This window comes from Vulcanisaeta distributa DSM 14429, assembly GCF_000148385.1.
GTDB lineage: Archaea > Thermoproteota > Thermoprotei > Thermoproteales > Thermocladiaceae > Vulcanisaeta > Vulcanisaeta distributa.
On the sequence record NC_014537.1, the window covers coordinates 2,036,377 to 2,048,690 of the forward strand.

Below are 12,314 nucleotides of genomic sequence, written 5' to 3' on the forward strand. Positions count from 1 at the left end.
GGTAAAAATCCCTTTTTCACATAAATGATAAATGAGGTAGTCAGATCCCTGGTTCTCAGTAATTCCTTATTTCAAAAAGGATAAAGTTTTGTATTTAATGCCTACGTTGATTTAGTATGTCTGTGAGTGTTAGGTTTAGGGTTTGGATTGAGGTTGGTGATAGACATGTTATTGGCCCTGGTGGTTATGAGATTCTTAAGGCTATTGATGAGGTTGGTTCAATAAGTGGTGCTGCCCGTAAATTGGGTATGTCCTATCGCTTCGTCTGGAATTACGTAGATAGGATGGAGAAGACGCTGGGCGTTAAGTTGGTTGATGCGAGGAAGGGAGGTAGGGGCAGGGGAGGGGCAAAATTAACACCAGAAGGGCAGGCGCTATTGAAGTACTACGAAGAGATACTCGAAGAAATGAACCAAGTAGCAAGTAAATGGTCGCAGGAATTAACACAGAGATTTAGAAACTTAACAAGCTATGATCTTTGATTTTCACCATTAGATAGCTTCCTTAGTATCTCGTCTATTACCTGTTGCCTTGTTTTTCCCTGGGTGTTTATGTTTAGGGCTTTGGCAATCCTCAGTATGTCTGGGTCTAGGGCTTCGTTCATTGTCCTCCTCACATCATTCACTGCGTTGTTCATTGTTGCCCTAGCCTCGTGGATTGGCTCGTTAATCTCCCTCATGAACTCCTCCATCTCCCTCCTGGCCCAGTTATACCACCTGCCCAACTCCCTGGCTATTTTTGGTAGTGTCTCGGGCTTCCAGGCGAGTAGAATTAGGAGGAATAGGAATATGAGTAGTCCTGTCTGCTCATCGAGGATTAGGTAAACGGTCATTTTAAGGCTCACCGATTAATTTAATTTCAAGGTCACTTATTACTGAGCCTCCAATTAATCTCCTTAATAAGGTCCTCCTCACTCTTACCCCTAGTGTCAATGCCGAGCCTCTCCGCAATCTCAAGGACCCTAGGGTCAACGCCTGACTTCGCTGCGGTGGATGCCCTCTGCTGGCTCAATGCCTTGTTGATCTCCGTGAGCAGCTCATCCCTAGTCTTACCCGTTGGGTCAATACCAAGCTTCCTAGCAACCTCAACAAGCTCAGGCTCGGGCTCACTCTCCGAAGCACCACGCCTAAACTCCCTAACAGCCTGCCCAAAACTCCTAGCCAACTGAGGAATCTTACTCGGACCCCAAATAATGAGGATTATGAAGGCTATGATAATCAAAATCAAAGTCTGCGTATCAATAAACAATACTACGCCCATCAAGAAGTCAATCGTGGATTTACTTAAAAACTTTGCTAACAATTGTGTGAAAATTCCCACCTGGAGCCTTAAATCAAATTGAATGTAGGGTTAAAGATACTTATTCTTCATTAAAAGTGGAGTTGAAACTAACTTCATGACCACTATGAGCCCTTAATTATGCCCCTGTGAACAATTAGTAGTAAGACTACGGTAATCAATGTTAGAAATAACAGAATGACTAATGAATAACGAACTAATTCAAGGGCATTAACATCGAAAAGACCCATCATAACCACGGCCATGGGAGAAACGCTGGAGATGGGCATCGTACAAGCACCCAACCCACACGCCGAACCCACGAACGCTGCTGTACCCGTGGATGCCGCAATGCCCACTGTACCACCTATCGCACTACCTAGCCTATTGACTATACGTTTTACGGCAATCCTCAATTGTAAATAAGAAACGCTGATTATTAACCATGTACTTAATATTAGGTTAACGGTGCCTATTATCATGGTTGTCAAATTAAATGAACCAATGAATGGTGTTGTGTAAAGCGTTATGTAATTAGGACCTACAATCCTGATAACCCCCACGTTAATTAAGTATGAAATTAGGGCTGGTATTAACAATAATAGGTATAATTGAAGTAGCCTTTTACGGGTAAATACATCTAAAACGCCGTGAGATTCATAAACCCTAACCACATCACTCAGGATGACCTTGGCAAGCGGTGATGCGTATCTATAAATTAGTAGGGCACCCACTATTAATAGAGGTACCAGGTAAGCCATGGTACTTACGTATTCGCTGACTATGGTATGTAGACTTGGGATTCCAAAATAACCTAAACGAGTACTAACAAGGATTGCCGTTAATGGTAGAATCACCGTAAATACAATAAAAACATACATAATAAGTAATGCTATTCCCTCATTACTCATAATCCGCCATTCTGATGATACCGTTTTTAATTTAAAGGTAATTCAACACATGTATTTTAAATGATGCGAAATGAACTCGTAATTTATATCCCATTATATATAAATCAACATATCATTTAACTATTTGTCTAGTAAATTTAAAATAACAAAGAAACCTCATTTAAATACATTGCCATTTACTGACCCGTAGTATGCCAATAACAATCCCATCAATAGGGGAGAAATTCCCTGAGCTAAACGTAATGACAACCCATGGGCCAATGAAGTTACCAGACGCCTTCAAGGGTAAATGGTTCATACTCTTCAGCCATCCAGGCGACTTCACACCAGTGTGTACCACCGAGTTCGTGAGCTTCGCTAAGCACTATGACGACTTCAAGAAGCTAAACACAGAGTTAATAGGCTTAAGCGTTGATACTGATATTAGCCATATTGAGTGGGTTCAGTGGATTGAGAAGACCCTCGGTGTTAAGATACCATTCCCAATAATTGCTGATCCGCTGGGTAACGTCTCAAGGGCTCTCGGCATGTTACATGCAGAGTCCAGCACAAATACCGTTAGGACCGTCTTCATAGTTGATGATAAGGCGACAATAAGGACAATACTATACTACCCACTGGAGCTTGGTAGGAACATACCGGAGATACTGAGGATAGTTAGGTCATTACAGCTCATTGATAAGTATGGAGTTGTCATGCCGGCGAACTGGCCGTACAATGAAATAATTGGTGAGAACGTCCTGAACCCACCGCCACATCACGTTGAGGAAGCCCCAAAGAGACTTCAGCAATTTAAAGGTTATGCATGGTGGCTAACCTATAGGGAGTTGCCTAAGGAGGAGGTTGAGGAGACGAAGAGAATTATTAAGATTAGGATTGAGTGATGAAGGGCATCACCACAATCAAAATCCTCCTAAAAATATTTTAAGGTAATTATTTCCAAACTACCCTGAGCCCACATGAAATTTAAGGGAGAGACTGTGTTTGGGAGCGGCGTTGTTAATGGCGAGTTGGTGGTTTATCGGGAACCACTTTCCTTCCTTGGCGATGTTGATGGTAAGAACGGTATTATAAGGACCATTAACGCCAGTATCGCAGGTAAGGTGCTTGTGATACCCAGCTCAAGGGGCTCGACGGTGGGTCCCTACGTCATGTACCAACTGAGTAAGTACGGTAAGGCCCCACTGGTGATACTCAGTGTTAAGGCCGACACTATGCTGATAATTGGGGCTATCATGGCGCAAATACCAATAATGACCAATTTGCCCAAGGAGGTATTAAACCTTAGGAGTGGTGTCATGGCCCGTGTTGATCTAGACAGGGGTGAGGTCTATGTCGATGAGCCCTGAGGCTAGGCTGGCATTGCTGCTGCTTGAGGAGCTTGAGTTGAGGAATGGCAGGGCTAGGCTTAGGTACCTAAAGGTTTATAGAATGATGGCTTACTGGCTCGGTCCTGGGTATGCCAGGGCATTGCTTGATAGGCTCGTCTCAAGCGGCTACATAGCAATTAAGGGTGATAGGGTTGAACTACTGCGTAGGTTCAAGACCAGTAAGAGCCAGCAACAGGTGTATAGGGAAGCAAGAGACGTTGTTATTAGCACTTACCTATCGATACAGCGCCCACCGAGTAAGTGAAGTAATTCGAGAACCCTCCCATTGTAGATGTTTAGGGCCTTTGCCCCATTAATTGCCTTATTCATGCTAAATGAGGAGTTGATTAGTAAACCACCGAGAACCCAAACCACGGAGTCTAGGTTAAGTGGTGGTACCCCACTGAGCCTACCAATCTCACTCCATATACCCTGAATCTCAGCCCTCCGTCTAGTCATTAACTCCCTGGCCAGCCCAGCCACATTATCGAGACCCCCCATGACCGGCATTAAGCCACTGCATATCGTTATTACGGTAACCCTGTAATCCACGGGTATTGGTATCTCCATTGGGACAGAAACGTCGAACCCGCAGACCCTACCCACGTAATACGCCATCTTAACCGCAAACACTATCGTCTTCTCATCACCACTCGTATTAGTTACCTTCGAAAGCAGTTTCCAGAGCGACGTTAAGTCGCTTAAGTAATTACTAATGCCCAACCTGGCTATTTGTGGGCAGGCATTTTGAATTCTCCTTATCCTTGAATCCCTATACCGAGCTAAGTACCTACTATTCATTACGTAATTTATGAAGTCCCTGCACAAATCGGCTGGTTTATTCACAATGAAGTAGTTGGCGAAGTAGTTCCAGTGATCCTCACCCTTACCAGTCAGTTGATAGCTAACTAAGGCATTGAGTATTGTTAATTTCAGTGTTGTTTCAACGTCGTGCCTCAATTCACGGCACAATCTGGCTACGGCAAGGTACTGGGGATCTCTCTCCTCAAAACCCCTAACCCAGTCTATACCGAGTTCACGTAGTACCTCCGCTATCTTCTCCTTAATACTGCTCATTGTTAACCCCGCATTAACCTGTGAATTGAATAATACCTCCAAATGGTTATTAATGCAATGACTTGACCCCAGTCAAGGTATAGGAGTGGTTTACCCACGGTAATTAGTACGTAAGTTAATGGGTAGACTATTACTGGCGCGCCTATTGTGAATAGGTATATGTAGTGCGTTATTACGTAGGAAATCCCGTAAATAACACCTGACGAGTCGAGCACAATTGATGGCTTTATTATGTAGGCTATGTACGTGATTATCCACGCAAGGAACAGCAGCGATGAAACCCTCCACATATAGAGATAGAGCGGTAAATAACCAACATGAATCACCTCCCCAGACCTATAAACCACATAGCCATAAGCCCTAAACTCCAGTGCAAACGCCTCACCAAAGTGCGACAAACCCAGTGGTAGGAATAATGCCGTAATGATAATACCGAGTATAAACCCCCTCCTAACCCTTGCCTTAACATCCTCACGATTACTTAGGGCACTACCACTGCCCATTACTGGCTAACTCCATTAGGCAGTTATTAAAGAATCACGCACCTCCTTAAATTAACCTATACAGACCAGTTATTAACGTGTAATAAAGTGTAAGCCCTATGAGAGACCATAAAACCACCGATATTGCAATCATCACCTTACCCCTTAATGCCTGGTCCCTAATCACCTTCGTGAGGAGTGTCTCTAGGAATTGACCACCATCGAGGGGATATGCAGGGAAGGCATTGAGTAATGCCAAGGTTAGATTTAGAGTGTATATCCAGAACATTAGGTTATAAAATGAACTACTCTCCACGACTATACCCCATGGGTTTATGTATAGGGCTGAATAACCAAGTAATGCCATTGATAGGTTACCCGTACTTAGTACTTCGTTGAATACGGTGCCATTTGCGGGGTTAAACACGGTTAACGTGACGTTACTTGAGCCGACTGAGTTTAGTATTGATATTAATGAGTATATGCTGGCCACTGGATGATTGTTAACCGCCGTTATTATGTAGCCACTTCTGAGGGCTATATCCGTGGAATTCGCTACATAAACTATCGTTGTTCCTAAAAGGCTTCGCGTTAATGAGGGGCTTAGTGATGCGAGTTCCACGAGAGCCACGGCTATGTAGGCAAGCACTATATTCATGAATACACCACTTGAGTACACGGCAAGCCTTACCAGTGTACCCCTATTCCTTAATTCCTCCTCATCGATCTCAACAAAGCCTCCAAAGGCCAGGAATAAGAGGGCGAAGGCCCCTCCAGACTTTATCCTTATTCCGTACCTCGAAGACACCGCGCCATGCGCTAGCTCATGTAGTAGTATCCCAATTCCAATAGCCACTATTATGTAGATGAATGTGTATAACGATACAGTGACCCCAGGTATTAACGGCGCAAGCGGTGTGAATCCCCTCTCAACGGTCTCCATGGGGCTCAATTTATGGGTCATTGCTATGATCATTAGGACCAAGTTCTTTGACATTAAGTAGAGCATTGATGGTAAGCCCCATGCGTTGATACTCATTATTATTAGTGGTATTGGCACGATTACGAACATCGATATCGAGAATAGACCCACGGTTAACAATATGATTAACCAACCCGGCACCTTACGTAGTAAATTCCCAAGCGGCGCAATCACCTCCTTAACCAACTCCTCATCCCTAAGCATGATGAATACTCCGTAGTAAACCTTCACGGGTACATTAACACCGAAATGCCTAAGCAGGTATATTATTCCGACAATTATGAACCAGGCGGCAATGACGATTAGTAAACCAAGATATTGCATGTTAATCACCTAAATCTAAGTATGGAGCCTGTACCAACATCATGAACATTCCTATAACCACTCACCAACTCCCTCCTAAGCCTAGGACCAGTACCATGTAGTGGGTAAACACCACTTAAGCCCCTAATGATATCCCTTAACAGCGCGCCTTGATACTCACTTATTGATGTAGCCCCCAGACCGCCCACGAAGTACTTAACACCAAGTTCCTTGAAAAACCTCGTTATCTCATCATCATTAATAAGCCATAGGTTTAACCCACAGCCACTAATCAATAATTTATGGCTTGGGAAGTAAATAAGCAATTCACCAACCCTCCTATTGCCAACCCTAATGAGCTCCACCACACCAAAATTAAGCTTAATCCTCTCCCTACCACCAACCTCAATGACGTCAAGACCAAGCCCCTCAAGCTTACTTCTAAGCTCAAAACCATGCATGGTATTATCGACGGGGATTGCGACTACTGATACATCACTGACGGCATCAACACCACCCCAATGGTGATTAACCGGTGTCGTTATGATGAGAAACCTGGGCTTAATGTTAATACCTAATACCTTACTATTACCAATTAATTTGCCGGCGCTTGAGCACGTATCAATCATTAACTCATTATTAACAAGTAGCGATATTGAATTATCCCCCTCCACATTTGGCGCCTTTACTTCATTATCGCATATTACGTTGATTGACAATTCATTATTAGCATTCATTTCCACTAGGCAATAACTATATAGGAAATAAATCTTTTCTCACACACCACCCATATTCGGTAAGTTTTAAATGGGCATTAAAATCTAAAGACCCAAGATGTATCAACAACAAAGTAGTACTTGGAATAAGGTGCTTAGGTATGTATGGCCCATAGCGTTTGTACTGGCCTTTGCCATAGTTGGTGCCTGGGGGAACGTCGCGCATGAGACATTCGTAACCTGGATAATAGTAATTGCGTATTTAGTGATATTCTTTGGTATTGTGATTGCCATAGGCATTAGGAGCACCAGGGTTAGGTTTAGGGAGATTGAGGAGTACATGAAGTCTACGAAGTCCGGCGCCGTGGAGAAGCTAACGCGTGATGACTTTATCAAAGCCATGGAGAAGGACCCTGAGTATGTACAGGAGACGAATAGGTTCGTTAAGTCCCAAATGAAGAACATGATAATACTAATGGTGGTCTTAATAGGACTACTCCTACTCTACACCTACGTACTCTCGGGACCATTCATAACACTGGCCAAGTACATATCAAGCACAGTAAACATCGGTTATTACCTAAAGCCCTGGTTCACACAAACAATTCAAGAGGCAAATCTATTCTATGCATACTTCATTGACTACCTCATATACTTCGGGGTCTTCTTCGTACTCATGTATGTAATATTCAGGATAATGAGGATGCCCTTCATGACGACCAACGTGCAGATAACCGACTACCCATACACAGTGACTAAGGAATTGATAATCTTTAGAGACGCAATGTTAATCGACGGCATGTACCTACTCAAGTCACCAATACAGGTAAAGCAGATAGTAATTAATGAGAAGAGGAGGTTCATAGAGTTTCAATTATCAAAACCACTGTCCGGACTACCATACACAAAGATAAGGATTTACCATAAATCACCAAGGGACCTGTGGGATAAGGCCATGAAGAACCTATTTAAGATCGAGGAGGGTACTGCCAAGTGATTTTGAATAGGCATGGATTTAATTTAACCACGGATTTAATTAGCCGAAGAGACTTGCAAGACCTGCTGCGATCTCCTCCTCACTCGGGCCCTCCTTCTTCTCCTCAGCCTTCTTCTCCTCCGCCTTAGCCTCAGCCTTCTGCTCACCGCCAGCCGCAGCACCACCTGCCTGGGCTGCAGCCGCTGGGGCAGCGGCAACCGGCATTGCGACGGCCGTCTTTATGGCCTCGTCAATGTTAACCTCCTTCAGGGCAGCCACAAGCGCCTTAACCCTAACCTCGTCAACCTGTATCCCAGCTGCCTGTAGAACCTTAATTACATTCTCCTCATTAATGGGCTGTTTACCGTAGTGCAACAGTAATGCTGCATATACGTACTCCATACCTCCTCGACATGTCAATTGAAAACCACTTTAAAAACATTACTTAATTCAATAAGTCAATAAATGCCAAAGAAGATAGTCATAATAACGGCCGATTGGGACTACTTTAAGGACCAATTAACTGCCCTATGCTCACGGTTCATCAGAGCTGGCATTAACTGCGAAATGAAGGATTACGGGAGCCTAGATGCCCTACAATTGATAATTAAGTACGGAATTGATAATGGCTTGGTAAGGATACCGCAGATATACCTGATTAGTAATGGTGAGATAAGGAGAATTACTTATGAAATTACGAGTGATCTAAGGCTTGTTATTAAAGACCTTGATAATTACCTAAAATGAGTTAAGGATGAAATATGGCCGGGGTAACCCACGACCTTCATCGGCCCGTTAGTCGGGTCTCTGTGTGGTGATTAAAAATATTAACATTAATTTAATAATCTTTCGCCATTATACGCCTTGGAACTTGGGTTGTCTCTTCTCCTTGAATGCCTTAATGCCTTCCTGGAAGTCCTGGCTATATCGTAGTAGCGCGAAGGTCTTCCTCTCAATATCGAAACCCACTTCCATTGGTGAGTCCTGGATTAACCTAATGGCATCCTTCAACGCCTTAATTGCCAGTGGTGATAGTGACATTAAGTCCCTGGCTATTTCCATAACCCTATCACGAACCTTAGCCGAATCAACAACCTCATGCAACAACCCATACTGAAGCGCCTCCTCTGCCTTAATCCTCCTGCCAAGGAGTAAGTAGTATCTTGCCCGTAGTGGGCCGAGCGCCTTAACAATCCTCGTCAAGCCACCACTCGCCGGTACCATGCCAAGCCTTATCTCGGGAAGCCCTATCTCCACGTCTGGCGTGCCTATCCTAATGTCGCATGCAAGGGCTAATTCCGTGCCTGCACCAAGTACGTAGCCCCTGAGGAGAGCTATCGTTGGCTTACTAAGGCTCTCCACAGTCTCTATTGTCCTGCCCCAATCAATTAATTCGTTAGGTGTGGTGTTTAGGAATTCCGTAACATCACCACCCGCACTAAATGCCCTATCACCACTGCCCTCGAAAATCACGACCCTCACGTTGCCGTCCTGCTCCAACTCACTCACTATCCTGCCCAAATCCCTCCTCATCTCAAGCGTTATTAGGTTTAATGGCGGCCTATTTATTATGACCTCAGCAATACCATTATCAATCCTCACCAACCAACCACCGCCAGAGTACGTCCTCTCCACAAGCCTCTTGTTAAGGAGCGCTGATTTTAAATGAGTACCGGGATTAACACGTTTGAGTAAGCCCTTATTAATTAGTTATTAAGAACGATACTAATATGCATGGTTATGCAGGTAGGGTGCTATGGATTAATTTAAGTCGTAATGAGGTAAGGACTGAGAACATTAATGAAAGTACGGCTAAGCTATTCATAGGAGGTAGGGGATTGGGATTAAAGATAATCTTTGACTTAAACCTAAATCTAAGCAGTATTGACCCATACGGCACCGAGAACCCGTTGATAATAGCCACAGGCCCCCTAGGCGGAACCAGGATACCGCTGGCAACCAGGGCGGCGGCAATCTTCAAGTCGCCACTCACCAATAGGTGGAGTTACTCAACGGTTGGTGGAACCTTGGGCGCCTACATGAAGTATGCCGGTGTTGATGCCGTGGTGATTACCGGTGCAAGTCCAAGGCCTATTCACCTGGTGATTAGTGATGGTAAGGTTGAGTTTAGGGATGCCAGGGATTTATGGGGCCTAGATACCGTGGAGACCGAGCACGCAATTAAGAGGGAGTTCAGGGACTCCGCAGTCCTTACGATTGGGCCTGCCGGCGAGAATAAGGTGCCGTATGCGTGTATTGGTCATGAGGATTGGAGGCAGTTTGGGCGTACCGGGGCTGGAGCCGTCATGGGTAGTAAGGGCGTGAAGGCCATAACCTTCGTACCCGTTAACAAGACTGTGGACATAGCCAATGATAAGGCTTACCAGGACCTGGTTAGGAGCCTCGGTAGGCAAGCCGTCACTAACCCAGGCATGATACCGTATAGGCAGGGTGGCACCGTGAGGCTTATAGACACTGGCAATGGCATGGGGTTCTTCCCATCGATTTACTGGACCAAGGTCGTCATGCCTAACTGGGAGGATATATCGTGGGAGAAGGTGCTGAAGCCTAAGTACTTCATTAAGCATGGTGCCTGCCTATACTGCCCAGTGGCTTGTCATAAAGTCGTTAGGTCGAGCAATGGTGAGTACGACCTTGAGTATGAGACGACAATGGCCCTAGGAGGCTTGACGGGGGTTCACGACCCACAGAAGCTCATTGACCTTGCGGAGCTCGCGGATAGGCTTGGCTTCGATACGATAAGCCTCGGAAACACAATAGCCTTCCTGATTTATTTAGGTGAGAAGGGCATTGTCAAGGGTGCGCCGAAGTGGGGTGATTATGAGGGCATTAGGCGCTTAATAATTGATACGGCATATAGGCGTGGGCTTGGTGAGTTAGCGGCATTGGGTACTAAGGCAATTGCAGAGAAGTTGGGTGTTCAGGATCTGGCGATTCATGTTAAGGGGCTTGAACCAGCCGCCTATGATCCAAGGACTCTCAAGGGCATGATACTCAATAACGCCATCTCCGAGAGGGGTGCTGATCACCTATGGTCGAGCGCCTACGCCGTTGATATTACTGGCCAGGCAGGTGGTAGGTTCGCCACCGGTGAGGAAAAGGTTAAGGCTATAATGGATATTGAGGAGAGGAACGCATTATACGACTCAATGCTTCTTTGTAAGTTTGGTAGGGCCATATATACGTGGGACGTTATTAGGGATGTTATGAATGCCGTGACCGGCTTTAACTACACGGTTGATGAGTTGAGGGAGACCGCCCAAAGAATTATTGTGCTTCACAGGTACATGAATGGTACCACCATAGAGCAGGATAGGTTACCACCGAGGTGGCTTAGGGAGCCGGTGGAGTATGAGGGTAAGAGGTACGTGGTTACTGAGGAGGAGTGGTCGTTCATGGTTAAGAAGTACTACGAACTTAGGGGATATGACGAGGTCGGGAGGCCCAAGCAAGATACTTTAGCCAGGCTTAAAATATTGACTTAATTTAATATTAAGTCTTCACAGCCCTTATCAATAGGAATATTCCTAAATATGTCCGGTAAGATACAATGTTACCAATTAATTCCCGAATTAACCTCCTCAACCATGAAATACCTCCAATGTCCCTAACGGTAATCCTCATTGTGGCGTAATCCCAAACTTCCCTAGGCGCCACAATAGACACCAACAGCGGTAGCACGAATACTAGGTAAAATAGTAGGATGGCGTATGTTAGTGGATTATCGGGTCTCCAAAACTCGAGAACTATGAATGAGCCATCCCTCCTGAGGACCCTACGTACCTCAAGTAGCGCCATTGGTTTATTACTGAATTGCCTAAGTGCGAATGATGTGTAAACAGCGCATATTGATCCACGCCTAATTGGCAAGTACTCACTAACACCAACGACCTTATCAATAATCTCAGAGTATTGGTCACCCATTGACTTAAGACCATTGATTGCCGGGTCAAGCAGTATTACCGGCCTATGCCTCAGGCCGTTGCGTATTACGAACCTGGTCATTGAGCCATCCCCAGCGCCAAGGTCGAGAAGATAACCACCGCAATTACCTATTGATGAGACTATCTCTTGAAAGGCCCAGTACCTGAGTCTCCTTAATTGAAATAACGTGATGACGGTATTTACCAATTCATAGTTTGAGTATGCGAAGACCTTATTCATAACGTCTTTAAAGAATTGGGATATGCTCACGTAA

17 protein-coding genes are annotated in these 12,314 nt (G+C 44.8%); 7 read left to right on the plus strand and 10 right to left on the minus strand.

What is annotated here, in order from left to right; translation table 11 throughout:
- The first annotated feature begins 116 nt into the window (after positions 1–116).
- The gene (locus tag VDIS_RS10715; RefSeq protein WP_013337270.1) at positions 117–482 is read left to right on the plus strand and encodes a winged helix-turn-helix domain-containing protein; all 366 of its coding nucleotides are present in this window, start codon (positions 117–119) and stop codon (positions 480–482) included.
- On the opposite strand, the gene VDIS_RS10720 is transcribed toward VDIS_RS10715, so the two are convergent.
- The 3 genes from VDIS_RS10720 to VDIS_RS10730 form a co-directional block, all read right to left on the minus strand.
- Positions 470–832, minus strand: a complete 363-nt coding sequence (locus VDIS_RS10720) for a Sec-independent protein translocase subunit TatA/TatB (RefSeq protein WP_013337271.1) — start codon at positions 830–832, stop codon at positions 470–472. The genes VDIS_RS10715 and VDIS_RS10720 overlap by 13 nt on opposite strands.
- A 32-nt stretch (positions 833–864) precedes the next feature.
- The gene (locus tag VDIS_RS10725) at positions 865–1,260 is read right to left on the minus strand and encodes a Sec-independent protein translocase subunit TatA/TatB (protein ID WP_013337272.1); all 396 of its coding nucleotides are present in this window, start codon (positions 1,258–1,260) and stop codon (positions 865–867) included.
- Between the two features lie 143 nt (positions 1,261–1,403).
- Positions 1,404–2,189 (minus strand): hypothetical protein, encoded by a 786-nt coding sequence (locus VDIS_RS10730; protein WP_013337273.1) that lies wholly within the window; start codon positions 2,187–2,189, stop codon positions 1,404–1,406.
- A gap of 191 nt (positions 2,190–2,380) precedes the next feature.
- Between VDIS_RS10730 and VDIS_RS10735 the strand changes: the two genes are divergently transcribed.
- From VDIS_RS10735 to VDIS_RS10745, 3 genes are all read left to right on the plus strand, one after another.
- Positions 2,381–3,073: a peroxiredoxin gene (locus VDIS_RS10735; RefSeq protein ID WP_013337274.1), complete on the plus strand. Its 693-nt coding sequence runs from the start codon at positions 2,381–2,383 to the stop codon at positions 3,071–3,073.
- Positions 3,074–3,148: 75 nt separating this feature from the next.
- On the plus strand, positions 3,149–3,538 hold the full coding sequence (locus tag VDIS_RS10740; RefSeq protein WP_013337275.1) for an aconitase X swivel domain-containing protein: 390 nt from the start codon (positions 3,149–3,151) through the stop codon (positions 3,536–3,538).
- Positions 3,522–3,824, plus strand: coding sequence for a hypothetical protein (locus VDIS_RS10745; protein ID WP_148678334.1), 303 nt, complete (start codon positions 3,522–3,524; stop codon positions 3,822–3,824). Before VDIS_RS10740 ends, VDIS_RS10745 begins: the two co-directional genes overlap by 17 nt.
- On the opposite strand, the gene VDIS_RS10750 is transcribed toward VDIS_RS10745, so the two are convergent.
- The 4 genes from VDIS_RS10750 to VDIS_RS10765 are packed head-to-tail and all read right to left on the minus strand — an operon-like array spanning position 3,791 to position 7,140.
- Positions 3,791–4,636, minus strand: coding sequence for an N-glycosylase/DNA lyase (locus VDIS_RS10750; RefSeq protein ID WP_013337277.1), 846 nt, complete (start codon positions 4,634–4,636; stop codon positions 3,791–3,793). The two genes, VDIS_RS10745 and VDIS_RS10750, sit on opposite strands and share 34 nt — an antisense overlap.
- Before the next feature lie 2 nt (positions 4,637–4,638).
- A complete protein-coding gene (locus VDIS_RS10755) occupies positions 4,639–5,139 on the minus strand; it encodes a hypothetical protein (RefSeq protein ID WP_013337278.1) in 501 nt (166 codons plus the stop codon).
- A 46-nt stretch (positions 5,140–5,185) separates the two neighbouring features.
- A complete protein-coding gene (locus VDIS_RS10760) occupies positions 5,186–6,424 on the minus strand; it encodes a site-2 protease family protein (RefSeq protein ID WP_013337279.1) in 1,239 nt (412 codons plus the stop codon).
- A gap of 5 nt (positions 6,425–6,429) precedes the next feature.
- Positions 6,430–7,140 (minus strand): hypothetical protein, encoded by a 711-nt coding sequence (locus VDIS_RS10765; RefSeq protein WP_013337280.1) that lies wholly within the window; start codon positions 7,138–7,140, stop codon positions 6,430–6,432.
- Positions 7,141–7,237: 97 nt separating this feature from the next.
- On the opposite strand from VDIS_RS10765, the gene VDIS_RS10770 reads away from it, so the two are divergent.
- Positions 7,238–8,116, plus strand: a complete 879-nt coding sequence (locus tag VDIS_RS10770; RefSeq protein WP_013337281.1) for a DUF2208 family protein — start codon at positions 7,238–7,240, stop codon at positions 8,114–8,116.
- 39 nt (positions 8,117–8,155) lie between these two features.
- On the opposite strand, the gene rpl12p is transcribed toward VDIS_RS10770, so the two are convergent.
- A complete protein-coding gene (gene rpl12p, locus VDIS_RS10775; protein WP_013337282.1) occupies positions 8,156–8,497 on the minus strand; it encodes a 50S ribosomal protein P1 in 342 nt (113 codons plus the stop codon).
- 63 nt (positions 8,498–8,560) lie between these two features.
- Between rpl12p and VDIS_RS10780 the strand changes: the two genes are divergently transcribed.
- Positions 8,561–8,842, plus strand: coding sequence for a hypothetical protein (locus VDIS_RS10780; protein ID WP_013337283.1), 282 nt, complete (start codon positions 8,561–8,563; stop codon positions 8,840–8,842).
- Between the two features lie 108 nt (positions 8,843–8,950).
- Here VDIS_RS10780 and VDIS_RS10785 read toward each other — a convergent pair whose 3' ends face one another.
- The gene (locus VDIS_RS10785) at positions 8,951–9,730 is read right to left on the minus strand and encodes an enoyl-CoA hydratase/isomerase family protein (protein ID WP_013337284.1); all 780 of its coding nucleotides are present in this window, start codon (positions 9,728–9,730) and stop codon (positions 8,951–8,953) included.
- Positions 9,731–9,825: 95 nt separating this feature from the next.
- Here VDIS_RS10785 and VDIS_RS10790 point away from each other — a divergent pair, with 95 nt between their 5' ends.
- Positions 9,826–11,601, plus strand: a complete 1,776-nt coding sequence (locus VDIS_RS10790) for an aldehyde ferredoxin oxidoreductase family protein (protein WP_013337285.1) — start codon at positions 9,826–9,828, stop codon at positions 11,599–11,601.
- A gap of 7 nt (positions 11,602–11,608) precedes the next feature.
- Here VDIS_RS10790 and VDIS_RS10795 read toward each other — a convergent pair whose 3' ends face one another.
- Positions 11,609–12,310, minus strand: a complete 702-nt coding sequence (locus tag VDIS_RS10795; RefSeq protein WP_245522516.1) for a class I SAM-dependent methyltransferase — start codon at positions 12,308–12,310, stop codon at positions 11,609–11,611.
- Positions 12,311–12,314: the final 4 nt, after the last annotated feature.

Excerpts from the sequence above, each read along its gene's own strand:
- VDIS_RS10745 (WP_148678334.1), top strand. The coding sequence starts at position 3,522 with ATGTCGATGAGCCCTGAGGCTAGGCTGGCATTGCTGCTGCTTGAGGAG.
- VDIS_RS10760 (WP_013337279.1), bottom strand. The coding sequence starts at position 6,424 with ATGCAATATCTTGGTTTACTAATCGTCATTGCCGCCTGGTTCATAATT.
- VDIS_RS10715 (WP_013337270.1), top strand. The coding sequence starts at position 117 with ATGTCTGTGAGTGTTAGGTTTAGGGTTTGGATTGAGGTTGGTGATAGA.
- VDIS_RS10720 (WP_013337271.1), bottom strand. The coding sequence starts at position 832 with ATGACCGTTTACCTAATCCTCGATGAGCAGACAGGACTACTCATATTC.
- VDIS_RS10725 (WP_013337272.1), bottom strand. The coding sequence starts at position 1,260 with ATGGGCGTAGTATTGTTTATTGATACGCAGACTTTGATTTTGATTATC.
- rpl12p (WP_013337282.1), bottom strand. The coding sequence starts at position 8,497 with ATGGAGTACGTATATGCAGCATTACTGTTGCACTACGGTAAACAGCCC.
- VDIS_RS10780 (WP_013337283.1), top strand. The coding sequence starts at position 8,561 with ATGCCAAAGAAGATAGTCATAATAACGGCCGATTGGGACTACTTTAAG.
- VDIS_RS10790 (WP_013337285.1), top strand. The coding sequence starts at position 9,826 with ATGCATGGTTATGCAGGTAGGGTGCTATGGATTAATTTAAGTCGTAAT.
- VDIS_RS10755 (WP_013337278.1), bottom strand. The coding sequence starts at position 5,139 with ATGGGCAGTGGTAGTGCCCTAAGTAATCGTGAGGATGTTAAGGCAAGG.
- VDIS_RS10735 (WP_013337274.1), top strand. The coding sequence starts at position 2,381 with ATGCCAATAACAATCCCATCAATAGGGGAGAAATTCCCTGAGCTAAAC.
- VDIS_RS10765 (WP_013337280.1), bottom strand. The coding sequence starts at position 7,140 with ATGAATGCTAATAATGAATTGTCAATCAACGTAATATGCGATAATGAA.
- VDIS_RS10770 (WP_013337281.1), top strand. The coding sequence starts at position 7,238 with ATGTATCAACAACAAAGTAGTACTTGGAATAAGGTGCTTAGGTATGTA.
- VDIS_RS10740 (WP_013337275.1), top strand. The coding sequence starts at position 3,149 with ATGAAATTTAAGGGAGAGACTGTGTTTGGGAGCGGCGTTGTTAATGGC.
- VDIS_RS10730 (WP_013337273.1), bottom strand. The coding sequence starts at position 2,189 with ATGAGTAATGAGGGAATAGCATTACTTATTATGTATGTTTTTATTGTA.
- VDIS_RS10750 (WP_013337277.1), bottom strand. The coding sequence starts at position 4,636 with ATGAGCAGTATTAAGGAGAAGATAGCGGAGGTACTACGTGAACTCGGT.